Raw genomic sequence first — 21322 nt, forward strand, 5'->3', positions numbered from 1 at the left:
TATTACCATCCATATCCATGACGGAACCCTCCGGCGGCAGCACTGAGAAGCCCAGACGCCCGGTGGTGGTGCCCGCCATCGCGCTGGTGACGCTCACCGCCGTCGGCGTCGTCGCCCTGCTGGGCGGGCTCAACGAGGCCCCTGAGGCGCCGAAGCCGCTGGGCCAGGGCGCGGTGCTGGACCAGGGCATGTACTCGACCAGGTTCGTGGAGTCGCGGGTCAAGGTCGAGAAGGCCCAGTCCACCTTCGACCAGGACAAGCGCTTCGTCGAGCTGGTCTTCGACGTCACCAACAAGGGGGACGAGACCGCGATGGTGGGAATGCCGCCCGAGAAGATCACGAGCGCGTTCTCGACCACCTCCTTCGCCGGCTCCCTGGTCAACATCACCCCGGCCTTCGACAAGGAGGCGGGGCCGTTCACGTTCGGGCTGGTCAAGGGCGACGAGACGCAGCAGCTTCAGCCGGACGTCCCCACGCAGGTCATCGTCCGCTACCGGCTCAAGGAGAACGAGCGGCCGCCGGAGAAGATCACTTTCGACGTGGCCTCCTTCGAGGAGGGCACCAGCTTCCTCAGCGGGACCCCCACGTGGGAGATGGTGTCCAAGCAGGTGGGCGACAAGTACTATCCCGAGATCAAGGCGCGGGTGACGCTACCCGTCAAGCAGGAGGCCGGGACATGACCACCACCGAGCCCCGCGCCGCCGTCGCCCCGTCCCGGCGCGCGCCCCGGGACGCGAGCCGTCCGGGCCTCGGCACCCGCCTGCTCGCCGCCGCGGCCGGGCTGGTGCTCATCGGCGGCGCGATGTGGTTGCAGACCGCCAAGCTCGTCGAGGGCGAACTCGGTGACCCCATCACCTACAGCGGCGCCAAGGGCGAGACCATCGACGCCCGCCGCTTCACCGTCCGGCTCGACTCGATCACCGCCGCCAAGTCCCTCCAGGGCGCGTCCGAGACCATCACCACGGACAACCTCTTCCTCGTCGTCGGCGCCTCCGCGAAGTCCAGCCTGAAGCCCTACAACCTCGCCCAGCCCGTCCTGGTCACCGCCGACGGCAAGAGGTTCGACGCCACCGACCGGGTGGACCGGACGCTCACGTTGCAGAACACCTACGTGCAGCCGGACATCTGGGTGAGCGGCCGTTTCTACTTCGAGGTGCCCGCGTCGGCGCTGCCGGGGGCGAGCGTGGTGTTCGCGCTGCCGCAGCAGGGGGTGATGGTGGAGCCGTACCAGCCGCAGGTCGAGGTGGACCTCGGCCTCGATGAGGAGGCCGCGCGCAAGCTCGCGGCCTCGCCGCAGGACGTCTACTCGACCGTTAAGAAGTGATCGTCGCATGAGCACGAACGAGCGTGACTGGTTCTCGCCCGGCAACGACGGATGGAGCAGCAGCGGTCAGGAGGCGGTCCCGGAGCCCCAGGACGAGCCGCTGACGCCGCCGCCGTCGGCGCACACCCAACCGCACGGCCAGGGCCTGCCACCCGGCCCGGGCATGCACCCGGGCCGGCCCATGCCCCCGTCCCCCCGCCACGCCGCACCCCCCACCGGCCCGATACCGGGAGGACACGGCACACCCCCCACCGGCTCGCTGCCACTGCCCGGAGCAGCCCACCCCGCGCCCCCCACGGGCCCCGTCCCACCGCCCGGAGCAGCCCACCCCGCGCCTCCCGCCGGCCCGGCGCCGGGAGGGCACGGGGCGCCTCGTCACGCCATGCCGCGGCCCTCCGGGGGCTACCCGCCCCCTGCCGCCCCGCAGAGCGGTGGCGTGCCCCCGCGTGCGCCCCAACCGCATCCGGGCCACCCCGCGGGGCCCGGCGCCCATCCCGGGCCGCAGCCGCCCGGCGCCCATCCCGGGCCGCAGCCGCCCGGGGCGGGCTTTCCGCAGGGCCCGCCGCCGGGGCGCGGCCGTCCCTACCATCCTGACCAGCAGGTGTGGCCGCCCGCCGCGCACCGGCCCCCGCGGGGAAGCTCCACCCAGCCCATTCCGGTCGTCCCCGGCGCCCCGGCCGCGCAGCCGTGGCCGCCGCAGCCGCCACGACAGCCCCAGCCGCAGTCGCCGCACCAGACCCAGCACCAGACCCAGCACCAGACCCCGCCCCCGCCCCCCGGCGCCCCGCCGGCCGCCGGGCCGGGGGAGGGCGGGCCGGCCACGGCACCGAGGTCCGGCCGTCGCCGCCTGCTCCTGGTCGGCGCCGGTGCCGTGGTGGTCTCCCTGCTCACCGCCGGCCTGAGAACCTATGACGGCCACGCCTTCTACCAGCAGCAGATCACCCGGGGCCTGAACCTCAAGGAGACCGTCGTCCCCGCCGGCCAGGCGGGCAGGGCCTACAACATCGAGTGGCGGGCCGCCATCGCCCCGACGAAGCCCCCCGAGGGCAACAAACACGGCCCCGAGGTGACCTGGCTGAGGATCGACATCACCAAGAAGGTCGTGGACGCCTCCAGCACGACCATGACCGCCGAGCCCAACAACGTCAAGCTCCAGGACCGGGCGGGCCGCGAGTGGACGGTCCCGATCCAGCCGGTGGGCGACCGCCCGACGGACAAGCTGGTCGTGGGCAAGGACTACAAGATCATGGGCCTGGCGATCGTGCCGACCCCGGTGGCGGACGAGGTCGAGCTGTCGTTCCGGCCCAGCGACTACCGCTCCGACACCCCGACGAAGGACCTGTTCAACCGGGAGAAGATGGAGCAGATGGGCGTGGACGTGGTGGTGCTGCGGTTCAGGCGTCGCTGAACGCCTCGCCGCGCAGCCGTGCCCGGGTGGCGGCGATGTCGTACGTCGCCGCCAGCAGCGCCATGGTCAGCACGGTCACGATCATCTTGCGCAGGAAGTCCAGCGGCGCGACCTGGTAGATCCACACCCACTCCTCACGCGAGCCGACGAGCCGCACCACGGCGCGCTGGGCGTAGTCGCCGCCGACCGACAGGCCCGCGTAGCACAGGCACATCATGCCGAACAGCGGGAAGCCGCTCCTGAACACCAGCCGCAGCGAGTTGGCCAGCGGCAGCCAGCGGTCCCGGAATCCCCCGGTGAGCTGGTCGAACGACTTCTGGGTGAGGTCGTGGCTGCTCTCCAGCCGGTCCACGCCCTTCTCCAGCCGGGTGCCCTTGACCAGGGCGCGGGCCTCGTCGGAGAAGGCGCCGAAGACGAGCATCGCCACGGTCAGCCAGGCCAGCGGCACCGCGACGGCGTCGATGAACAGCGGCCAGTACTGGCCGAACACGTCGGTGACCGCGTCCCAGGCGGGCACGCTCTCCTTCGCGGCGTTCAGTGCCTCCTCGCCGCCCGTCACGATGTTGCGGTGCTCCACCCATTCGGAGCGCGCGTCGGCGAAGGCCAGGGTGGCGTTCAGGCCGTAGAAGACGAACGCGAACTCGGAGAAGGCGGCCAGGAACCCGTAGAAACCGCTCTTGCCCTTCTCGACCGCCTTGGCGAAGAGCCACTTCAGCACGAAGGTGACGATCATGGCTCCGAGCGAGACGCGCCAGTCGAGGTCGGTCAGGCCGCCGCCGACGTCGCTGCTCTCGCCGAACCAGGCGGCCGACATCAGCTCGTCGCCGTGGTGGAAGATGTCCATCTGGTAGACGTCCCTGGCGTCCTCCCGCTGGAAGCCCCAGGCGAGGTAGAGGACGGCGAAGGCCGGGGCGACCCGGTCCAGGGTGCGGAAGAAGCGTTCCTGGGCCACGTCGTCGGCGGCGCGGGCACGCGTCTCCCAGAGCGCGCCGCGCAGGGCGTGCAGCATGCCGGTGGTGACGATCATCGCCGACAGGACGATGAACGTGAGCAGCGTCATGACCACGACCAGGCGGACCTGGCGCCACTCGCCGTAGGCGACCTCGGTGGCGCCGTACAGGAGCGCGAAGCGGGACAGCTCCCCGGCGGCGAACCAGAAGACGAGGGGCAGCGCGCACTTCCCCGCCAGGCGCAGGGCGTGCAGGGGCAGCGAGTACGGCGACGGCATCCGCTGAGCCGGCGCGGGCCCAGGCCGGGGCGGTGCCATCACGCCTGTCGAACCGGACATCTGTGGAATCGTAGCGCTCTGTCCCTGGTGTCGCAGCAGCAACCACGGAAACGCCATGACCTGCGGCCGAGGTGACAAGTAGCTAATCCCGGCCGCGGAGTCCCACCCGTGCGGCAGCATGAACGGTATGGAACCGCTCCCCGCGTTCGACACCGACCCTCGTGTGGTGGGAGATCGACTGCGGCGGCTGCGACAGGCGCGCGGCGTCTCGCTCTCCGAGCTGGCCAAGTGGTCCGGCGTCGGCAGGGCCACGCTGACAGGCGTCGAGACCGGCACGCTCAACCCGACGCTGGAGACGCTCTGGGCCATCACCGCCCAGCTCGGCGTGCCGATCGGAGCCATACTCGACCCCCCGCCCGAGCCGCAGATCATGCGCGGGACGGCGATGGAGGCCGAGCTGCTGGAGGTCTTCGACGACGACCAGGTCACCTACGAGCTCTACCGCGTGCGCGTCCCGCCCGGCCTCACCCAGACCTCCCCGGCCCACCACGAGGGCGTCACCGAGCACGTCACGGTCTTCAGCGGCACGCTCAGCGCCGGGCCCATCAAGGAGCCGCTGACGGCCCGGCCCGGCGACCACATCTCGTGGCGGTCCGACGTGCCGCACGGCTACCGGGCGCACGGCCCCGACATCGTCCAGGCCACGCTGCTCATGCGCTACCCGGTCAAGCTCTGAGCCCCCGCCGGGCGGCAGGTGCGGCACGGGCGGTAGCCGGCCGCCCTGGCCTGGGCGAGCGTGCGGAAGCCGTGCCGGTGGGCGGGTGTGATGCGGCGGGCGTTGTGGCAGGTCGGGAAGCAGACGACGCCCGTGGTGTCGCTGGCCAGGTAGAACACCCGCTCCCCGGCCAGGCGGCGCAGGCGTTCCAGGTCCACGCCCTCGGCCAGCAGCAGCCGCTCCGCGGCCGCCGCGCCGAGCACGTGCCCGCTCAGGTCCCCGTCCGGGCCGGTCACCCGGTGGCACGGCACCAGCACCGGCACCGGGTTGGCGGCCAGCGCCGCCGCCACCGCGCGGGCCGCCGTGGGACGGCCGATCCTGGCGGCGACCCAGGAGCAGGGGCGGACCTCGCCGCGCGGGATCGTCCGCACCGCCTCCAGCACCTCGCGCCGGAAGGCGCTCAGGCCGCGCAGGTCCAGCCGCACCCCGCCCGGCCGGCCGGTACGCAGCGCGGGCAGCAGCCCGGCGGGCGGCCGGGCGGCCGGCAGCAGCGGCCGGCCGAAACGCGACCTGAACGCCTCCGCGAAGCCCTCCCCGGCGTGGACGTACGCCACCCCCTGCCCGGTGAAGGCCACCCGCAGCTCGCCCACCGGGGACGGCACGCGCACCCAGCGGGCGGCCACGCGGTCGAGCAGCCCGTCCGGCGCGTCGGCGGCCAGCGCCGCCAGCCCGGCGAGCAGGGGATCGGACCCGGTCATCGCATGCCTCCCAGTGCGCGCAGCCGCTGCAACCCCCGCGACACGTGCGACTTCACCGTGCCCTGCGGGATCCTGAGCACGGTGGCGATCTCGGCGACCGGCAGGTCCACGACGTGCCGGAGCACCACGGCGGCCCGCTGCTCCTCGGGCAGCTGGCCGAGCAGCCCGGCCAGCTCGTCGCCCGTCTCGCGGCGCTCGGCCGCCGCCTCGACGTCCTGGCGGGGGTCCACGCCGTCCACCGGCTCCTCGCGCAGGTCGGGCGGCGGCTTGCGGGCCTTGGTGCGGACCGCGTTGCGCCAGGAGTTCATGAAGACCGTCATCAGCCAGGCCCGCGGCTGGAGCGCCGCGAGGCGGTCGCGGTCGTAGCCGGTGAGGGCCCGGTAGGCCCGCAGGAACGCCTCGGCGGTGAGGTCCTCGGCGCAGGACCAGTTGCCGCTCAGCCGCAACGCGGTCGAGAAGACCAGGTTGCGGTAGGCCGCGTACATCTGCGCGAAGCCCTCGTCGAGGTCGTCGAGCAACGCCTTGCTCACCGGGTCGATCGCATCCACGTCAGGTACAACACCGCCACGGCCGGATCGGTTGCGCGTACGCGAAAGCCCGTGCCGAACGTGGCGGCACGGGCTTTCCCTACCGGCGGTGGATCAGACGGCGACGGCGAGCTGGGCGACCTCGCCCAGCTTGGCCTCCACCTGGACGTCCCTGGTGACGCCGCCGCCCGCGATGATGCGGACGGTCCAGTCACCGGGGGCGGCGAAGAAGCGGAAGATGCCGTCCTCGGACACGACGACCTCGCCGGTGAACTCGCCGGAGCGGTCCAGCAGGCGGGCGTAGGCGGTGCCGGCGCCGGTCACGACGCCCTGGATCACAGCCTGGTTGGACAGGTCGATGCCGGCGGGCAGCGCCACGGTCTGCTCCGGCGCTCCGCAACCCTGTGCAGTCATCAGCGGGCCTCCCCCAGCTCGATCGGCACGCCCACGAGCGAGCCGTACTCGGTCCACGATCCGTCGTAGTTCTTCACGTTCTGCTGGCCGAGGATCTCGTGCAGCACGAACCACGTGTGCGCCGAGCGCTCGCCGATGCGGCAGTAGGCGATGGTGTCCTTGCCGAAGTCGACCCCGGCCTCCTGGTAGAGGGTGCGCAGGTCGTCGTCGGACTTGAAGGTGCCGTCGTCATTGGCCGCCTTGGACCACGGGATGTTGCGGGCGGTCGGCACGTGGCCGGCGCGCTGGGCCTGCTCCTGCGGCAGGTGGGCGGGGGCCAGCAGCTTGCCGGTGAACTCGTCGGGCGAGCGCACGTCGACCAGGTTGAGCTTGCCGATGGCGTTGACCACGTCGTCGCGGAAGGCGCGGATCGCGGAGTCCTGCTCCTGGGCGACGTACTGGGTCTTGGGCCGCTCGGGGACGTCCTTGACCAGCTCGCGCGAGTCGAGCTCCCACTTCTTGCGCCCGCCGTCGAGCAGCTTGACGTTCTCGTGGCCGTAGAGCTTGAAGTACCAGTAGGCGTAGGCGGCGAACCAGTTGTTGTTGCCGCCGTACAGGACCACGGTGTCGTCGTTGGAGATGCCGCGGTCGGACAGCAGGGCCTCGAAACCGGTCTTGTCCACGAAGTCGCGGCGGACCGGGTCCTGCAGGTCCGTCCGCCAGTCGATCTTCACAGCGCCACGGATGTGGCCGCTGTCGTAGGCGCTGACGTCCTCGTCGACCTCGACGAGAACGACTCCGGGCGTGTCGAGGTTGGCCTCGACCCAGTCGGCGTCCACCAGGGCGGCGGAGCGGCTCATTGGGAAACCTCCATGTTGGCGGCGGGCAGTAGACGGCGAAGAAGCGGGTACGTGGCGCAGCCAAGGCTGGATCCCGAGGCTGCGTTGAGGATCTTCGTGGGGAGCACCGGCGAGGGCCGCCGCCCGGCCCCGGGCACCCGGAAGCGCCCCGTCGCGGGGACGGGGACGGCGGGTACGGTCGGCTGCGGCGCGCGGAGGCGCGACAGTAGGGGGTCGGCACGCATCGCGGGATGCTCCTGAAGGGTCGATGGGGCGGATCCGGTGATCCGCGCTAGATCGTCCTCAGGCAGCGCGACAGAGCGCGGTGGCGACGCGGCAGAAGTCGACCGCGCGCCGCTTCGTGAGCAGCTCTGTCGAAGGGGTCATGCACAAGACAGTACTCGGCGTCTCGTCATCTGTCACATCTCGTCCGGTTGTTGAGACGATTCCGAGGTCACGGCCGCCGCGAGCGCCACCAGGACCTCCGCCTTGCGCGGCGCGCCCGCGGCCCTTCTCACGATCCGCCCCGCCGCGTCGAGCACGAGCACCGTCGGGGTGGCGGTGACGGCCAGGCGCCGCACCAGGTCCAGCCGGGACTCCGCGTCGACCTCGACGTGGCGCACGCCGGGCACCAGCGCGCTCACGTCGGCCAGCACCCGCCGGGTCGCCCGGCACGGCTGGCAGAACGCGGTGGAGAAGTGCACCAGCGTCGCCCGCTCGCCGAGGGCGGCGCCGAGATCCCCCTCGGACAACGAACCCGTCACCTCTGGTGCAACCGGCCGGGCCGGCGATTGCTTCCCGGCGGCTACGTCCCGGGGACCGGACTACTTCCCGGGGACCTTGACCCGGACGAGCACCTTGCCGGTGCGCTCGTTCACCACGTCGAAGCGGACGATGTCCTTCAGCCGCAGCCCGGTCCCGGTCTTGAACGCGTTCTGCTTCTGGTAGGCGGCGTCGCCGACGACCCAGCTGTCCGTGACGTCCCGCCGGCCGCCCGCGCCGACGACGCGCAGGTGGCAGGTGGTGCCGGTCGGCACGCCGTGCAGCTGCACGGCCAGCTCGGTGCCGGCGGCGTCGGGCCAGGCCATGACGGTGGCGTAGTAGTCGGCCTCCTCGTTCTCGCCCCTGAACTCGGGCCCGGCGACCGCCTTCTTCGGCGCCTGGCTGCCCGTGGGGGTGGGCAGGGCGCTGCGGTCGGCGAGCGTCCCGGGCTGCTCGGTGGCGGTGTCGGAGGACTCGCCGGTGGAGGACTCAGAGGTGGAGGACTCAGAGGTGGAGGACTCGCCGGTGGAGGACTCGGACGTGGAGGAGCGGGCGGCGTACGACTCGGCGGAGGGCGCGGCCGGGGAGGCGGCGCGCTCCGGGGCCGAGGCCGCGGTCTGTCGCGGCCCGCCGTCGTCCAGGGCCGTCCACGCCACGCCGCCGAGCGCCAGCGCCACCACGGACGCGGCGGCGACCAGCAGCAGCCGCCCGCGCCTGGTCCGCTTGACGCGGTCGTCGAGCAGCCGGTCGAGCACCTGGCGCGGCGGGCTGGCGACCAGCTCGACGTCGCGCTCGGACACCTTGTCCAGGAACGAGGCGACGCCCTCCAGCTCCAGCAGCTCGGTGCCGCACACCTCGCAGGTGGCCAGATGGTGGTCGATCTCCAGCGCCTCCTCGGGATCCAGCGCGCCCAGGGCGTGCGCGCCCAGGGAGATCCGGACCTCTTCGCACGTCATCACGGCGCCAGCCCCCGCTCCTCCAGCGCGAGCTTGAGCGCGCGAAGCGCGTAGTACGTGCGCGACTTGACCGTTCCCGGTGGTATGCCCAGCGTCGCCGACGCCTCCTTCACCGATCGCCCCCGGTAGTAGACCTCCATCAGCACCTCGCGGTGCTCCTGCCGCAACGCGGCCAGCGCCTCGGCCACCGCCCACGACTCGACCGCGCGCTCCAGCTCGTCCTCGGCCGGCAGGATGGTCAGCGCCTCGTCACCGGTCTCCTGCGGCCGGGCCTTCCTGGCGCGGTGCTGGTCCACCACGAGGTTACGGGCCACGGTGAACAGCCACGCCCGGATCGGCCGGTCGGCGAGCGCGTCGGGATGCCGCCAGGCGCGCAACAGGGTCTCCTGCACGACGTCCTCCGCCTTCCCGGAGTCACCGGTGAGTCGCAGCACGTAGCCGTAGAGAGGCCCCGCGTGCTCGTCGAAGAGGGTCCTGACCAGTTCCTCGTCGGCCGTGCCCGCTGCGCTCACGTCCTCATCACGTACGACGGGACGGATCGGTTCAGCGTCATCCACGGAGCGGCACGTCAGACGCTTCGGCCGAGAACTCCAATCCTCCGGCCACGTTCTTCACACCGGTCACCTTCACGTCGAAGGGCAGGTCCCCCTTGAACGGGATCGTGTAGGACACGAACTGCGCGACCTGGTCGGGCAGGCCCTGGATCTTCTCCGCCTGGAGCCTGATCCCCCCGTCGGCCACCACGACCCGCATCTCGGCGTTGAACTTCACCTTGTTCACCCCCACCGTCACCTCACCCGACGCCGTGAGCCGCTGCCCGTTGCCGCCGATCTTGACGCCGCGGGGGGCGTACTTGTCGATCGTCGCCCTGTTGAGGGTGCCGCTGATGACCACACGGCCGGCCCGGACGTCGGCTCTGTTCTGCAGGACGTCGGCGAGCGGCGCCGTCACGTCGTAGGCGGCGCCCCGCAGGTTCCGCACCGGCACTCCCCCATAGGTGAGCGTGCCGAGATTGAACCGTACCTCCGGATAGTGCCCGCTGACTGCCTGCGTGAGAAATGGGATGCCCTCAATGGTCACCTCGGGCGTGCCGGAGAGGTCGGCGGCGGCCGCTATCCGGTTGGCCAGGTCGCGCTCGACCCCGGCGACGGCGACGCGGTCGACCGCGACAAGGAGAATGACCAGCACGATCAGGAAAATGATCAGCTTGCGCATGGGGCTTCCTGTTCAGGCGGGGGTTGCAGCCTATCGATCGGGACCTCCCATTCCCTGGCGAACCGGTTGATCACCCCCCGGCGAAGGGCGGGAGCACCTCGACGGTCGCGCCGTCGGCCAGCGTGACCTCGTCGTGGGCGCGCTTGCCGACCGGCGCGCCGTCCACCAGGAACGAGCAGCGCCGCACGACCCGGGCCAGCTCCGCGCGGTCACGTGTGATTTTCGTCATCAAATCACCCAGCGTGACCGCCTCGAACGCCTCCTCGGCGACGCCCGCCGCTTCCTTGGCCGCCGCCCAATACCGTACTTTTCCAGTGGCCATGCGATCCTCACATTCGATTCCGATCCATTGTGCGCCGCCCTTAACAAGGGTGTTTCAGGAGACGCGCTGTTCATCTGGTGGACGCGCAATGGACGCGACTTACCCGTGGGATATCCTCACTCACAGGACCTGGGCGACGTAGCCCCCGGGTCCTTGCGCGTTTGAGGAGGCCGTAATGAGCAACCTGCTCCTGCTGACCAACGCTCTCGAGCCGTCCGCCGAGGTGCTTCCGGCGCTGGGGTTGCTGCTCCACTCGGTCCGCGTCGCGCCCGCCGAGGCGTCCGCGCTCATCGACACCCCACCGGCCGACGCCGTCCTCGTGGACGCGCGCAAGGAGCTCGTCCAGGCCAAGAGCCTGTGCCGGCTGATCCGCACCACCGGCATCGACTGCCCGCTGCTGGTGATCGTGACCGAGGGCGGCCTGGCCGCGATGACCGCCGAGTGGGGCGTGGACGACGTGCTGCTCGACAGCGCGGGCCCCGCCGAGGTCGAGGCGCGGCTGCGCATGGCGACCGGCCGCATCAACCAGGCCGCCGCCGAGGACGTCCCCGACGAGATCCGCAGCGGCGACCTGTCCATCGACGAGGCCACCTACACCGCCCGGCTGCGCGGCCGGGTGCTCGACCTCACCTTCAAGGAGTTCGAGCTGCTCAAGTACCTCGCGCAGCACCCCGGCCGGGTCTTCACCCGCGCCCAGTTGCTGCAGGAGGTCTGGGGCTACGACTACTTCGGCGGCACCCGCACGGTGGACGTGCACGTCCGGCGGCTGCGCGCCAAGCTCGGCACCGAGTACGAGTCCCTGATCGGAACGGTGCGCAACGTCGGCTACCGCTTCGTCCCCGACCGCGCCGACACCGCCACCGTCTGAGCCCGCGCCCGGGGCCCGCCCGCCGTCCCGCCGTCCAGGGCGGCCGTCCCCAGGCTGTGGACGGTGACGCGCCCGCCGGTCAGCGCGAACCGTACGATCTCCGCCGACGCCAGCTCGGCCGTCCCGAAGTCCGCTCCCGCGTGGGCGTCGCACCAGGCGACGATCCGGCCCGGATCGCGCAGCGGCCCGGCGAAGTGGACGAGGCTCACGTACCACAGGTCGCGGCGCCGGCCGTGGTCCAGGTCCCTGACGCCCCGGCTCTCCAGGCCCCGGGCGAAGCGCTCGCGCAGGGCCTCCAGCGTGCCGTCCCGCGGCCGGCCGTGCACCAGGACGCCGCCGGGATGCGGGGAGACGCCCCGGAGCCGCAGCCGCGCGGGCGGCAGCCCGGCCGCCGCCTCGGCCAGGACCTCGGCGTACGTCCGGCGCAGCGGGTCGTCCGCCGGGATGTCCGCCCGGTACGGCTCCAGCGACCGGAAGGTGATGTGCAGCGTCGCGCCGCCGTGCACCCAGTGCCCGGGGGCGTCCACGGTCGCGGCCAGCGCGGTCAGCCGCTCCACGACCTCGCCCCGGGGGCGCAGCACGCCCGCCGCTCCCCATCGCCGGGCGCCCTCCACCGGCGGGGTGTCGTACGTGGCCCGTCCGGACAGCACGGCCTGCCGTCCCCTGGCGCGGAACTCGGCGAGATCGGACATCCGCGCAGTATTTCAGAGCCCGCCCCGGACGAGCGCGAGCACGGCGGGCGTCCAGTGGTCGCCGTAGCGTTCGCGCAGGTCGGGACGCCGCCAGTCGTCCCCGCTCACCCGCCCCCTGCACGACGCCGCCCCGCACCGGCACTCCATGACGAAGCCCGGGTCCTTGGTGCAGGTGGCGTAGTCCAGCGTCAGCTCCTCCCCCGGCCGCAGGTCCCGGCGGGCGAGGAGCGCGTAGGGGCCGCCCCACCACAGGTTCGGGTCGCAGCCGTGGTTGCCCTTCCCGTTCGGGGTACCCACCGGAAGAACCAGGTGCAGGCCGCCGCAGGCGGCCACGGTGTCCACGTAGGGGACGGCGGGGTCGGCGAGGAGCCGCCGCAGCTCGTCCCAGGTGACCAGCCGGCCGCCGAGGCGGGAGACGAGGGTGCCCGCGGGGATCGGGGCGGTGGCGAACAGGCCGTCGCCGGCGATGGGTGAGGGGCGGACCTCGACGGCGGGGTGCAGGAAGCAGTCGGGAGGCGGGGGGTCGGGCATGTGGCCAGCGTGCACGAGAGGCGGGCGGGTGGGTAGAGCCCGCGCGTCCCGGGTAGCGGCAGCAGGGGGCAGGTATGGGGGGAGGTGTCGCGTGTGGCCGGGGATCTGGTCGTCCCTGACGACGCTCGGGGGCTCGTGGTGTTCGCCCACGGCAGCGGGAGCAGCCGGCACAGCCCGCGCAACCGGTACGTGGCCGGCGCGCTCAACGAGGCCGGGTTGGCGACCCTGCTGTTCGACCTGCTGACGCCGGAGGAGGAGGCCGACCGGGCGAACGTCTTCGCCATCGGGCTGCTGGCCGAGCGCCTGCTGGAGCGCACCGGCCGGGCGCGGGAGCAGCCGGAGTGCGCGGGCCTGCCGATCGGCTACTTCGGGGCCAGCACCGGCGCGGCGGCGGCGCTGTGGGCGGCGTCCCAGCCGGGCAACGAGATCGCGGCGGTCGTCTCCCGCGGCGGCCGGCCCGACCTGGCCGGGCCGCGGCTGGAGGCGGTACGGGCTCCCACCCTGCTCGTCGTGGGCGGCAGGGACCCGGTCGTGGTCGAGCTGAACGAGGAGGCCAGGGGGCGGATGCGGGCCGAGTGCCGCCTCACGGTCGTCCCCGGCGCCACCCACCTGTTCGAGGAGCCCGGCGCCCTGGACACCGTGGCCGACCTGGCCCGCGACTGGTTCGTCACGCACTTCGCGGGGCCGCGCAAGCCGGAGTAGCCGCCGGGCGCGGGCACGTCTCGGGGGGGCCGCGCCGGTGGCGTCACCCCACGGGGGCCGCGCCGGTGGCCTCGGCGAGCAGGCGCTCGTACACCTCCGGGGCGGTGGTCTCGCAGCCCAGGCGGTGGCCGGTCAGCTCGCCGTGGTCGTCGCTGGAGCCGGTCACGGCCAGCCCCAGCTCGTCGGCCAGCCCGCGCAGCCCGGCGCGGGCGGCCGGGTCGTGGTCCAGGTGGTCGGCCTCCACCCCGAACAGGCCGGCCGCGGCCAGCTCGGCGATCCACTCGTCGGGCACGACCGGGCCCCGCCCCGCCGACTTGGGATGGGCCAGCACCGGCACGCCGCCGGCGGCGCGGACCAGCCGTACCGCCCGCCCGGGGTCGAGCGCGTAGCGGGTCACGTGCGCGCGCCCGCCCGTCCCGATCCACTCCTCGGTGAACGCCTGCGCGGGCTCGGCGATGGCGCCCGCGGCGACCATGGCGCGGGCGATGTGCGGCCGGCCGACCGGGCCGCCCCCGGCCAGCTCGGCCACCTGCTCCCAGGTCACCGGCACGCCCAGCTCGGCCAGCCGCCGGACGGTGAGCCGCCCGCGGGTCTCGCGGGCCTCCCTGAGCCGCGCGCACTCGGCGCGCAGCTCGGGCTCGGCCGGTTCGAAGAGGTAGGCGAGCAGGTGGATGCTCTGCCCGGCGCGGCGGCAGGACAACTCCATGCCCGGCACGAGCGTCAGCCCGGCGGGCAGCGCCGCGATCGCCGCCGCGTGCCCGGCGACGGTGTCGTGGTCGGTGAGCGCGAGCACGTCGAGGCCGCGCTCGCGGGCCCGGCGCACGACGTCGGCCGGCGGCTGGGTGCCGTCGGAGGCGCTGCTGTGGCTGTGCAGGTCGATGCGCATGCGTACGTCAGACCGCGACGGTCGCGAGCGTGCGGCCGTCGAAGGTCTCGACGGTGAAGTGGTTGAGGTGCTCCTGGGTGAGGCTGGTGCCGCCGTGCAGGAGCAGCGGGTCGGGCGCGCCGGGCACGCCGTACCCCTTGCCGGGGACGCCCCAGCTCGCCACCACCTCGGAGCGGCCGTCGTCGCCCACCGCGAGCAGGCGGCACTGCAACGGCCCCTTGACGCCCTTGAGCCGCAGCGCGACGTGGGTGCCCCAGCCCTTGTCCTCCAGGCCGACGACCGCGGTGACGCCGGTGGCCGGGTCGGTGGCCGCGTACGTCCTGCCCGTCATCAGCAGCGCCGCGGCGGGGCTGTGGACGCTGTCCGGGTCGGGCCCGCCGGCGAACGCCCGGACGGCCAGGACCACCCCGGCCGCGATCAGCACGCACGCGGCGGCGGCCGTCATCGTGCGGTGCAGGCGACGGCGGCGGCGCTCGGCGGCGGCCCGGCGGACCAGCAGCGACTCGACCTGCGGGTCGGGCGGGCTGGGCAGCAGGTCGTCCGGATGCACGCCCTTGATCAGCTGGCCCATCTCGGCGAACACGCCGACCTCGTCGGCGCAGCTCGCGCAGCCCGCCAGGTGGCGCTCGAACGCCGCCCGCTCCCCCTCGTCGAGCAGGCCCAGCGCGTACGCGGCGACGTCCTCGTGTTGTACCTCGGTCATGGATGCATCACCCCCGTCTCCATCATGTGGCGCGTCGGCGGATTCATGGCAACATCACCCCCCTTTCCTCCAATGCGACGCGCAAGGCCCGCATGGCGTAGTACACGCGGGACTTGATCGTTCCGACGGGCACGCCGATGGTCTCCGCCGCCTGCGCCACCGTGCGGTCGAGCAGGAAGGTCTCCGTGAGCACCTGGCGGTGCGCCGGGGACAGGGAGAGCATGGCGTCCGTCACGACGATCTCGCGCAGCAGGCGCTCGTCCTCGGCGGGGGTGGACTGGACGCGCTCGGGGATCTCCTCGACGGTGTCCAGGGGGCGGGTGCCGGAGCGGCGGCGGTCGTCGATGACGACGCGGCGGGCGACGGTGGCCAGCCAGGGCATGAGCGAGCCGTTGTCGGTGCGGAGGTCGTGGAGGTTGCGCCAGGCGCGTACCAGGGTCTCCTGGACGACGTCCTCGGCCCAGCGCCGGTCACCGCCCGTCAGGCGAACCGCGAAGGCCATCAGGGGGGCGCCGTATTCGCGGTAGAGGGCTCGGACCATGGCCTCTTCGGTTACGCGGTGATTCCTCACAAGGGGGCGGGCTCCTCGCGCACTGCGGATATCATTAAATATCGCGCTGACAGGGGATTTATCACTGTAGCCAGCGGCGAGGGCGGCGGCCATGTGCTTTGCCCTTCTGGTGGTTGAACCAGATTTAATTGATAAATCAGGTTAAGTCTTCTGTCCTTCAGTCATAGGGGTGGACGTGTACGGCCGCCGTCGTTCTCGCGGCGGGCAGGTCGGCCAGCGCGAGCGCCAGCGACGCCGCGACGACGCCCAGCATGATGCCGACGAGCACGCCGAGGGCGAGGTCCTTCATCACGCGCCTCCCGCCGAGGTGGCCAGCGCGGAGACCAGGACGACGGCGGCGGTGCAGAGCGCGACGACCGCCAGGCCGAGCACGACCCCGGCGAGGAACGCGGGCCGCCGCCAGAGCGGCGTGCTCATCAGCGTCTCGGCGTACACCGGCACCACCGGCTCCACCGGCTGCACGGGCCCCGGCGTCCGGCCAAGCCCACCGGACCGGTCATGCCCGTCAGGCCGATGGTGTCCGTCGAATAGAAGGCGGTCGTTGAACGGAAGGCGCTCGTCGAACGGAAGGCGGCCGTCGGATCGGAGGCGGTTGTCAGGGAGAGGGTGGCCGTCGAATCGGCGATGGCCGTCAGAAGGCGAGTGGCCCTCGGATCGGGGGCCGCCGTCGAGGTGAGGGCCGCCGTCGGGGCGGGTGTGGTTGTCGGCCTCGCGCAGCAGCCGCTCCACCGCGAGGCGCGTGGCCGGAGCGGGGCGGCCCAGGAGGGCGGCCACCAGCTCGGCCGCCGTGGGCCGGCTCCCGGGATCGGGCCGCCGGCACTCGCCGATCACCGCCCCCAGCACCCCGCCGAGCGCGGCCTCCTCCCCCGCTCCCGGCCCCGGCCCCGATCCCGCTCCCAGCCCCGATCCCGATCCCGGCCCCGGCCTCGGCTCCCGGCCGGTTGCGGCGAACAGCATCACCTCCGCCCAGGCCCGTACGTCGTGCGAGGGGAACTCGCTGTCCCGGGGACCGGGCGCGAAGAACGCCTGCCCGTACGGCCCGATCAGCACGTTGCCCGGCCCCAGCCGCAGCCCCGCGAGGCCGGCCAGGTGCAGCCGGGCCAGGGTGGCGGCGGTGCCGAGGGCCAGCCGGCGCAGCTCCTCGCCCCGGAACGGCCCCGAGGCCCGTACGACGTCGAGGAGCGGCCGGCCGCCGCTCGCGAGGTAGTCGCGCGGCCGCAGGGCCAGGCCGCCGCTCCATCCGTGAAAGTCCATCGCCATCGCATCCCCAGAGCAGGTGATCCGAGCAGGCCGGGCACCTCTCCGGACTCCGGCGAGGGGCCGTTTCCGCCAGGTTGTACGCCGGCCCGCGAGCGGGGGTTCAACGGCATGCCGGATCGTTCAGGCCGCCGGCTCCCCGGCGGGGGCGACGGGCGCCGCCCGCCGCGCGGTGCCGAGGTTGAGCAGCAGCGAGGCCGCCGTCAGCGCCACGCCGAACCAGACGACGCTGGTGACGCCGAGGTGGTCGGCGAACAGCCCGCCGATCAGCGCGCCGATCGCGATGGAGGTGTTGTACGCCATCGTGTTGAGCGACATGGCGGCCTCGAAGGTGTCGGGCGCGGCGGCGAGCGTCATGTTGACCTGGCAGAGCTGCACGGCCCCGAAGGACAGCCCCCACAGGACCAGCGCGAGGACCGCCCCGCCCACCCCGTCGCCGATGGTGAGCAGCAACAGCAGCGACACCACCAGCCCGGCGCAGCCGACGGCGAAGCTGCCCCGCAGGCTCCTGTTCACGGTGTGCCCAGCGACGAAGTTCCCGACGGCGCCCGCGACGCCGAAGACCATCAGCACCACGGTGACGGCGACGGGCGTGGCACCGGCGTTCGCCTCCAGGAAGGGCCGGACGAAGGTGTAGGCCCCGAAGTGGCCGAGCACGAACAGCACGACGGTGACCAGCACCAGCCGCAGCGGCACGTTCCTGGCCGGGAGCCCGAAGACCTCCCGGACCGGGACCGCGTTCGCCGACGGCAGGGAGGGCACGGCGGCGGCGACGGCGAGGAACACCAGCAGGCTGAGGCCGCTCCAGATGAGGAACGTGGCCCGCCAGTCGGTGCGGCTCTCCAGGAACGTCCCCAGCGGGATGCCCGCGACCGTGGCGATCGAGATGCCGGACATCACGACGGCGGCCGCCCGGTTGGCCAGCCGCTCGGGCACGAGCCGCATCGCCATGCTCACGCCGATGGCCCAGAACACGCCGCTGGCGAACCCCATGACCAGCCGCGTCCCCAGGATCACCGAGTAGGTGGGCGAGACGGAGGTGATGAGGTTCCCCAGGGCCAGGACCGCCAGCAGCGCGGACAGCAGCACGCGCCGGTTGACCCGCCTGGTCCAGGCCACGATGAACGGCACGCCCAAACCGGCCGAGACGCCCTGCAGGGTGACCATCAGCCCGGCGACCCCCACCGAGATGTCCAGGCTGTCGCTCAACGGGGTGAGCAGGCCGACGGGCATCAACTCCGTGGTGAGGAAGACGAAGAGGCTGGCCGTGATCGCCGCGACGCCCAGCCATCCCCGCAGGGTCGAACGCGGGTGCAGGTCATGAGTCAAGGTCATGGTTCCAGGGTGCGGGAGCCGGGATCAATGAGTCCAACGCATAGTTTTCATCGCGATCGATCGTGCTGCACGATGGATGGATGGAGCTGCAACAGCTGAGGTACGTCGTCGCGGTCGCCGAGACCAGCAACTTCACCCGGGCCGCCGAGCGCTGCCGGGTCGTGCAGTCGGCGCTGAGCCACCAGATCGCCGCCTTGGAGCGGGAGCTGGGGGCCCGGCTGTTCGAGCGGACCAGCCGGCGCGTACGGCTGACGCCGGCCGGAGAGGCGTTCCTGCCCGCCGCCCGGGAGTGCCTGGAGGCGGCCGACCGGGCACGGGCGGAGGTCGCGGCCGCGAGCGGGGAGATCCGCGGCCGGCTGGCCGTCGGCGCCATCCCCACGGTCACGGCGGTCGACCTGCCGGCCGCGCTGAAGGAGTTCCGCCGCCGCCACCCGAAGGTACGCGTCACGCTGGTCTCGGGCAGCAGCGACGACCTGGTCGAGCGGGTCAGGCGGGGCGAGCTGGACGCCGCCTTCCTCGGCCTGCCCACCAGCGCGGTGCCGAAGGCCGTCCAGAGCCGCCCGCTGGCCAGGGGCGAGCTGGTCGCCGTGGTCGCGCCGGACCACCCCCTGGCCGGCGATCCCCTGCTCGACGGCGAGGCGGAGCTGCGCCACCTGGCGGGCGAGCCGTTCGTGGACTTCCGCGCCGGCCACGCCGGGCGGGTCCAGTCCGACGAGGCGTTCGCGGCCGCCGGCGTGCGGCGGGACGTCGCCTTCGAGGTGTCGTCCGCCGACTTCATGGTGGACCTGGTGCGGCAGGGTCTCGGCGTGGGCATGCTGCCGGCCGCGTACGCCCCGCGCTTCCCCGACCTGCGGGTCATCCGGCTCCGCGACGCCCCGGCCCGGATCGAGCACCTGGTATGGGGGCGTCGCCCGTCGCCGGCCGCCGCCGCCTTCCTGGCCCTTCCCGGGTTGACCTTGACGCGACGTCAACGTGTGCAATCGGGGTGAGGCGACAGAAGGGACACCGATGGTCAGGATGGTGCTGCGGGTTCTGGGGTTCGAGCTGAAGGGCCTGGCCGGGATCGGGCTGTGGGTGCTGCGGCGGCGGCACGGGGTGCCGGACGGGGCGGTCGCGGTGCCGTACGCCAAGGAGCAGGCGTTCACGCTGGGGCTGATGGGGTTCGCGATGGCGGTGGAGACCGTCGTGGTGGACCTGCTGCTGGTCGCGCTGGGGGTGCCCGGGTGGGTGCGGTACCCGGTGCTGGTGGGCGACGTGTACGGGCTGGCGTTCGCGCTCATGACGGCCGCCACCTGCGCCACCCGGCCGCACGTGGTCACCGGCGGTGAGCTGCGGGTGCGTTACGGCGCCTACCTCGACGTACGGGTGCCCCGGGAGCGGATCGCCGCGGTGCGGACCACCCGCGACGACAACGCGCAGCGGCTGGTGTCACTGGAGGACGGGCACCTGCGGGTGGCGGTGGGCTCGCGGACCAACGTGAGCGTGGAGCTGGCCGGGCCGGTGGCGTTCACGCGCCCCCTCGGCCGGCGGGGCGAGGCCACCCGGATCACCTTCTTCGCCGACGACCCGGAGGCCGCCGTGGCCGCGCTCCGCCACGGCACGCCCGCGCGCGGGCTGCTCGACCCCGCGCGGTGACCCCGGCCGGGCGACCGCGGCCACCGCGGGCCGGGCGGCGTCACCCGCCGCCCGGCCCGCGGTCACGGCCGCGGTCGCGGTCGCGGTCACGGTCACGGCCGCGGTCACGGTCACGGTCACGGTCACGGTCGCGGTCGCGGTCGCGGATCAGCGTGCCGAGTCCGCCGCCGCCGTCTTCAGGGCGGCCGCGGTGGCGGGCGTCCTCGGCGGGATGGAGCTCAGGTTGAAGGCGTAGCGGGCGACGGAGTCGGCGATGGCGTCGGAGTCGACGTCCAGGGCCGTCGGGTTGATGTTGGCGATCGTGTCGCACGCCTGGTGGTAGCAGACGTCGTAGGCGACCCCCGCCGTGCCGCCGAACAGCGCGGCCTCCTCGGGCGTCTTGATGCCCTCGGCGCCGGTGAAGATGCCGCCGGACGGGATGCCGGTCGCGATGAACGGCCCGTAGTCGGAGCGGCCGTCGAAGTCGGTGCCGACCGTGGGCAGGTCGCGGGAGGCGTAGAACGCGGCGAGCCGCTGCTCGATCTGCGCCGACCCGGGCGGGCCCGCCGGGGAGCCGGTGGCGTCGGAGTCGTCCCCGTCGTACAGCTTGTAGGCGTAGTTCGGGGAGCCGATCATGTCGAAGTTCAGGTAGAGGCGGATGCGGTCGCGCTGCTCCTGCGAGAGCGAGGCGACGTACTGGTTGGAGCCGAGCAGGCCGATCTCCTCGCCGGCCCAGAAGGCGAAGCGGACCTTGTTCTTGACCGGGTAGAGCGCCATCTGCTGGGCGATCTCCAGGATGGCCGCGCTGCCCGAGCCGTTGTCGTTGATGCCGGGCCCGGCGGGCACGCTGTCGAGGTGGGCGCCGACCATGACGACGTTGCGCGGGTCGCCGAGCCGGGACTCGGCGATCACGTTGTGGGTGGTGCCGAGCACCAGGTCGGCATCGATCGTGAGGTGCACGGTCGCGCCGGGGGTGGCGGCCAGCTCGTTGCCGACCGCGAAGTCGGCGAACACCATCGGGAGGTTCTGCAGGCCGCCGATGTTCAGCGGGTAGGCGTCCGTCCGGCCGGGCTGGCCCTCGTTGAAGACGATGATGGCGCTCGCGCCGGCCAGGCGGGCGTTCTGGACCTTGGTGGCGAACGGGCAGGTGCCGCGCTGGACGAGCGCGATCCGCCCGGCGACGAACCCGGCGAAGTCGGACGCCTCGCAGCCGCTGGTCGAGGTGGGCGCCGGGGTGGGCGGCAGGGTCAGGTCCACGGCCTGGATCTGCGCGGTCACGTCGCCGGACGGTGAGGGCTGGAAGGTGTAGAAGTCCTCGTTCGGCACGTACGTCTTGCCGCCCTGCACCGACAGCGCGGGCGGGGAGTTCTCGCTCCAGCTCTCCACGAAGTTGACGGGCTGGACGGTGACCTTGTAGCCGGCCCTGCGCAGCTTGCCGGCGACGTAGTCGCGGGAGGCGTCGTAGCCGGGGGTGCCGGCGGCGCGGGTGCCGCCGTTGGCGGTGGCGAGGTCCTGGAGGGCCTGCAGATGCTTGGTGACGTTCGTGCCCTTGACCTGCTTGACGAGCAGCTTGGCGAAGACGTCGTCGAGGCCGCCCGCCTGCGCCGGGGTGGCGGAGGCGAGGGCCGTGGTGAGCAGGGCGACGGGTAAGGCGAGTGCGAGGGCGTATCTGCGCATACGCATGCGGCGAACTCCCAGCTTGCCGGGGACAGGGAA

General features: G+C 73.0%; 27 protein-coding genes. 8 read left to right on the top strand and 19 right to left on the bottom strand.

The features are described 5' to 3' along the window. Window positions 1–17 precede the first annotated feature (17 nt). From AB0H75_RS39465 to AB0H75_RS39475, 3 genes are all read left to right on the top strand, one after another. On the top strand, window positions 18–680 hold the full coding sequence (locus AB0H75_RS39465; protein WP_367805041.1) for a hypothetical protein: 663 nt from the start codon (window positions 18–20) through the stop codon (window positions 678–680). Further along, window positions 677–1324 (top strand): hypothetical protein, encoded by a 648-nt coding sequence (locus tag AB0H75_RS39470; RefSeq protein WP_367805043.1) that lies wholly within the window; start codon window positions 677–679, stop codon window positions 1322–1324. The genes AB0H75_RS39465 and AB0H75_RS39470 overlap by 4 nt, the downstream gene beginning before the upstream one ends. A 436-nt stretch (window positions 1325–1760) precedes the next feature. Further along, window positions 1761–2732 (top strand): hypothetical protein, encoded by a 972-nt coding sequence (locus AB0H75_RS39475; protein WP_367805045.1) that lies wholly within the window; start codon window positions 1761–1763, stop codon window positions 2730–2732. Here AB0H75_RS39475 and AB0H75_RS39480 read toward each other — a convergent pair. After that, window positions 2719–4020: a hypothetical protein gene (locus tag AB0H75_RS39480; RefSeq protein ID WP_367805047.1), complete on the bottom strand. Its 1302-nt coding sequence runs from the start codon at window positions 4018–4020 to the stop codon at window positions 2719–2721. The genes AB0H75_RS39475 and AB0H75_RS39480 overlap by 14 nt on opposite strands. 127 nt (window positions 4021–4147) lie before the next feature. On the opposite strand from AB0H75_RS39480, the gene AB0H75_RS39485 reads away from it, so the two are divergent. After that, window positions 4148–4696, top strand: a complete 549-nt coding sequence (locus tag AB0H75_RS39485) for a helix-turn-helix domain-containing protein (protein ID WP_367805049.1) — start codon at window positions 4148–4150, stop codon at window positions 4694–4696. On the opposite strand, the gene AB0H75_RS39490 is transcribed toward AB0H75_RS39485, so the two are convergent. From AB0H75_RS39490 to AB0H75_RS39530, 9 genes are all read right to left on the bottom strand, one after another. Next, window positions 4678–5433 carry a methylated-DNA--[protein]-cysteine S-methyltransferase gene (locus AB0H75_RS39490; protein ID WP_367805051.1) on the bottom strand — a complete coding sequence of 252 codons (756 nt, stop codon included), beginning with the start codon at window positions 5431–5433 and terminating at the stop codon, window positions 4678–4680. The two genes, AB0H75_RS39485 and AB0H75_RS39490, sit on opposite strands and share 19 nt — an antisense overlap. Then, a complete protein-coding gene (locus tag AB0H75_RS39495; protein ID WP_367805053.1) occupies window positions 5430–5981 on the bottom strand; it encodes an RNA polymerase sigma factor in 552 nt (183 codons plus the stop codon). The genes AB0H75_RS39490 and AB0H75_RS39495 overlap by 4 nt, the downstream gene beginning before the upstream one ends. Window positions 5982–6074: 93 nt before the next feature. Continuing rightward, window positions 6075–6374, bottom strand: coding sequence for a DUF1416 domain-containing protein (locus AB0H75_RS39500; RefSeq protein ID WP_367805055.1), 300 nt, complete (start codon window positions 6372–6374; stop codon window positions 6075–6077). Then, window positions 6374–7213 carry a sulfurtransferase gene (locus AB0H75_RS39505; protein WP_367805057.1) on the bottom strand — a complete coding sequence of 280 codons (840 nt, stop codon included), beginning with the start codon at window positions 7211–7213 and terminating at the stop codon, window positions 6374–6376. Before AB0H75_RS39505 ends, AB0H75_RS39500 begins: the two co-directional genes overlap by 1 nt. Window positions 7214–7611: 398 nt before the next feature. Continuing rightward, window positions 7612–7944, bottom strand: a complete 333-nt coding sequence (locus tag AB0H75_RS39510; protein ID WP_367805059.1) for a thioredoxin family protein — start codon at window positions 7942–7944, stop codon at window positions 7612–7614. 72 nt (window positions 7945–8016) lie between these two features. Beyond that, entirely contained in the window at window positions 8017–8910 is an 894-nt protein-coding gene (locus tag AB0H75_RS39515) for an anti-sigma factor (protein ID WP_367805146.1), read from the bottom strand. Further along, window positions 8910–9422 carry a sigma-70 family RNA polymerase sigma factor gene (locus AB0H75_RS39520; RefSeq protein WP_367805061.1) on the bottom strand — a complete coding sequence of 171 codons (513 nt, stop codon included), beginning with the start codon at window positions 9420–9422 and terminating at the stop codon, window positions 8910–8912. Before AB0H75_RS39520 ends, AB0H75_RS39515 begins: the two co-directional genes overlap by 1 nt. Before the next feature lie 37 nt (window positions 9423–9459). Continuing rightward, window positions 9460–10125 (bottom strand): DUF2993 domain-containing protein, encoded by a 666-nt coding sequence (locus AB0H75_RS39525; protein ID WP_367805063.1) that lies wholly within the window; start codon window positions 10123–10125, stop codon window positions 9460–9462. Window positions 10126–10195: 70 nt separating this feature from the next. Beyond that, a complete protein-coding gene (locus AB0H75_RS39530) occupies window positions 10196–10447 on the bottom strand; it encodes a MoaD/ThiS family protein (RefSeq protein WP_367805065.1) in 252 nt (83 codons plus the stop codon). 175 nt (window positions 10448–10622) lie between these two features. Here AB0H75_RS39530 and AB0H75_RS39535 point away from each other — a divergent pair, with 175 nt between their 5' ends. Then, complete coding sequence (locus tag AB0H75_RS39535; RefSeq protein WP_367805067.1) at window positions 10623–11315, top strand: response regulator transcription factor; 693 nt, start codon at window positions 10623–10625, stop codon at window positions 11313–11315. Here the strand turns inward: AB0H75_RS39535 and AB0H75_RS39540 are convergent. Both AB0H75_RS39540 and AB0H75_RS39545 read right to left on the bottom strand, forming a co-directional pair. After that, window positions 11273–12007 (bottom strand): hypothetical protein, encoded by a 735-nt coding sequence (locus AB0H75_RS39540; RefSeq protein WP_367805069.1) that lies wholly within the window; start codon window positions 12005–12007, stop codon window positions 11273–11275. The two genes, AB0H75_RS39535 and AB0H75_RS39540, sit on opposite strands and share 43 nt — an antisense overlap. 12 nt (window positions 12008–12019) lie before the next feature. After that, window positions 12020–12538, bottom strand: a complete 519-nt coding sequence (locus AB0H75_RS39545) for an SET domain-containing protein (protein ID WP_367805071.1) — start codon at window positions 12536–12538, stop codon at window positions 12020–12022. A 93-nt stretch (window positions 12539–12631) separates the two neighbouring features. Between AB0H75_RS39545 and AB0H75_RS39550 the strand changes: the two genes are divergently transcribed. Continuing rightward, the gene (locus AB0H75_RS39550) at window positions 12632–13240 is read left to right on the top strand and encodes a dienelactone hydrolase family protein (protein WP_367805073.1); all 609 of its coding nucleotides are present in this window, start codon (window positions 12632–12634) and stop codon (window positions 13238–13240) included. A 43-nt stretch (window positions 13241–13283) separates the two neighbouring features. Here AB0H75_RS39550 and AB0H75_RS39555 read toward each other — a convergent pair whose 3' ends face one another. From AB0H75_RS39555 to AB0H75_RS39580, 6 genes are all read right to left on the bottom strand, one after another. Beyond that, window positions 13284–14126: a PHP domain-containing protein gene (locus tag AB0H75_RS39555; RefSeq protein WP_367805075.1), complete on the bottom strand. Its 843-nt coding sequence runs from the start codon at window positions 14124–14126 to the stop codon at window positions 13284–13286. 7 nt (window positions 14127–14133) lie between these two features. Further along, entirely contained in the window at window positions 14134–14829 is a 696-nt protein-coding gene (locus tag AB0H75_RS39560; RefSeq protein ID WP_367805077.1) for a zf-HC2 domain-containing protein, read from the bottom strand. A 43-nt stretch (window positions 14830–14872) separates the two neighbouring features. After that, the gene (locus tag AB0H75_RS39565; RefSeq protein ID WP_367805079.1) at window positions 14873–15370 is read right to left on the bottom strand and encodes a sigma-70 family RNA polymerase sigma factor; all 498 of its coding nucleotides are present in this window, start codon (window positions 15368–15370) and stop codon (window positions 14873–14875) included. 187 nt (window positions 15371–15557) lie between these two features. Continuing rightward, window positions 15558–15689: a hypothetical protein gene (locus AB0H75_RS39570; protein ID WP_367805081.1), complete on the bottom strand. Its 132-nt coding sequence runs from the start codon at window positions 15687–15689 to the stop codon at window positions 15558–15560. Further along, entirely contained in the window at window positions 15689–16654 is a 966-nt protein-coding gene (locus AB0H75_RS39575) for a hypothetical protein (RefSeq protein ID WP_367805083.1), read from the bottom strand. The genes AB0H75_RS39570 and AB0H75_RS39575 overlap by 1 nt, the downstream gene beginning before the upstream one ends. 126 nt (window positions 16655–16780) lie before the next feature. Beyond that, window positions 16781–17992 carry an MFS transporter gene (locus tag AB0H75_RS39580; protein WP_367805085.1) on the bottom strand — a complete coding sequence of 404 codons (1212 nt, stop codon included), beginning with the start codon at window positions 17990–17992 and terminating at the stop codon, window positions 16781–16783. An 80-nt stretch (window positions 17993–18072) separates the two neighbouring features. Here AB0H75_RS39580 and AB0H75_RS39585 point away from each other — a divergent pair, with 80 nt between their 5' ends. Both AB0H75_RS39585 and AB0H75_RS39590 read left to right on the top strand, forming a co-directional pair. Further along, entirely contained in the window at window positions 18073–18981 is a 909-nt protein-coding gene (locus AB0H75_RS39585) for a LysR substrate-binding domain-containing protein (RefSeq protein WP_367805087.1), read from the top strand. 19 nt (window positions 18982–19000) lie between these two features. Then, complete coding sequence (locus AB0H75_RS39590; protein ID WP_367805089.1) at window positions 19001–19627, top strand: hypothetical protein; 627 nt, start codon at window positions 19001–19003, stop codon at window positions 19625–19627. A gap of 147 nt (window positions 19628–19774) precedes the next feature. On the opposite strand, the gene AB0H75_RS39595 is transcribed toward AB0H75_RS39590, so the two are convergent. Further along, window positions 19775–21289 carry a M28 family metallopeptidase gene (locus AB0H75_RS39595; RefSeq protein WP_367805091.1) on the bottom strand — a complete coding sequence of 505 codons (1515 nt, stop codon included), beginning with the start codon at window positions 21287–21289 and terminating at the stop codon, window positions 19775–19777. Window positions 21290–21322: the final 33 nt, after the last annotated feature.

This window comes from Nonomuraea sp. NPDC050783 (genome assembly GCF_040802095.1).
Lineage (GTDB): Bacteria > Actinomycetota > Actinomycetes > Streptosporangiales > Streptosporangiaceae > Nonomuraea.

Coding starts and splice junctions, on each gene's coding strand:
- AB0H75_RS39465 (WP_367805041.1), top strand. CDS start 18: ATGACGGAACCCTCCGGCGGCAGCACTGAGAAGCCCAGACGCCCGGTG.
- AB0H75_RS39470 (WP_367805043.1), top strand. CDS start 677: ATGACCACCACCGAGCCCCGCGCCGCCGTCGCCCCGTCCCGGCGCGCG.
- AB0H75_RS39480 (WP_367805047.1), bottom strand. CDS start 4,020: ATGTCCGGTTCGACAGGCGTGATGGCACCGCCCCGGCCTGGGCCCGCG.
- AB0H75_RS39485 (WP_367805049.1), top strand. CDS start 4,148: ATGGAACCGCTCCCCGCGTTCGACACCGACCCTCGTGTGGTGGGAGAT.
- AB0H75_RS39490 (WP_367805051.1), bottom strand. CDS start 5,433: ATGACCGGGTCCGATCCCCTGCTCGCCGGGCTGGCGGCGCTGGCCGCC.
- AB0H75_RS39500 (WP_367805055.1), bottom strand. CDS start 6,374: ATGACTGCACAGGGTTGCGGAGCGCCGGAGCAGACCGTGGCGCTGCCC.
- AB0H75_RS39505 (WP_367805057.1), bottom strand. CDS start 7,213: ATGAGCCGCTCCGCCGCCCTGGTGGACGCCGACTGGGTCGAGGCCAAC.
- AB0H75_RS39515 (WP_367805146.1), bottom strand. CDS start 8,910: ATGACGTGCGAAGAGGTCCGGATCTCCCTGGGCGCGCACGCCCTGGGC.
- AB0H75_RS39525 (WP_367805063.1), bottom strand. CDS start 10,125: ATGCGCAAGCTGATCATTTTCCTGATCGTGCTGGTCATTCTCCTTGTC.
- AB0H75_RS39530 (WP_367805065.1), bottom strand. CDS start 10,447: ATGGCCACTGGAAAAGTACGGTATTGGGCGGCGGCCAAGGAAGCGGCG.
- AB0H75_RS39535 (WP_367805067.1), top strand. CDS start 10,623: ATGAGCAACCTGCTCCTGCTGACCAACGCTCTCGAGCCGTCCGCCGAG.
- AB0H75_RS39540 (WP_367805069.1), bottom strand. CDS start 12,007: ATGTCCGATCTCGCCGAGTTCCGCGCCAGGGGACGGCAGGCCGTGCTG.
- AB0H75_RS39545 (WP_367805071.1), bottom strand. CDS start 12,538: ATGCCCGACCCCCCGCCTCCCGACTGCTTCCTGCACCCCGCCGTCGAG.
- AB0H75_RS39555 (WP_367805075.1), bottom strand. CDS start 14,126: ATGCGCATCGACCTGCACAGCCACAGCAGCGCCTCCGACGGCACCCAG.
- AB0H75_RS39560 (WP_367805077.1), bottom strand. CDS start 14,829: ATGACCGAGGTACAACACGAGGACGTCGCCGCGTACGCGCTGGGCCTG.
- AB0H75_RS39565 (WP_367805079.1), bottom strand. CDS start 15,370: ATGGTCCGAGCCCTCTACCGCGAATACGGCGCCCCCCTGATGGCCTTC.
- AB0H75_RS39570 (WP_367805081.1), bottom strand. CDS start 15,689: ATGAAGGACCTCGCCCTCGGCGTGCTCGTCGGCATCATGCTGGGCGTC.
- AB0H75_RS39575 (WP_367805083.1), bottom strand. CDS start 16,654: ATGGACTTTCACGGATGGAGCGGCGGCCTGGCCCTGCGGCCGCGCGAC.
- AB0H75_RS39580 (WP_367805085.1), bottom strand. CDS start 17,992: ATGACCTTGACTCATGACCTGCACCCGCGTTCGACCCTGCGGGGATGG.
- AB0H75_RS39585 (WP_367805087.1), top strand. CDS start 18,073: ATGGAGCTGCAACAGCTGAGGTACGTCGTCGCGGTCGCCGAGACCAGC.
- AB0H75_RS39590 (WP_367805089.1), top strand. CDS start 19,001: ATGGTCAGGATGGTGCTGCGGGTTCTGGGGTTCGAGCTGAAGGGCCTG.
- AB0H75_RS39595 (WP_367805091.1), bottom strand. CDS start 21,289: ATGCGTATGCGCAGATACGCCCTCGCACTCGCCTTACCCGTCGCCCTG.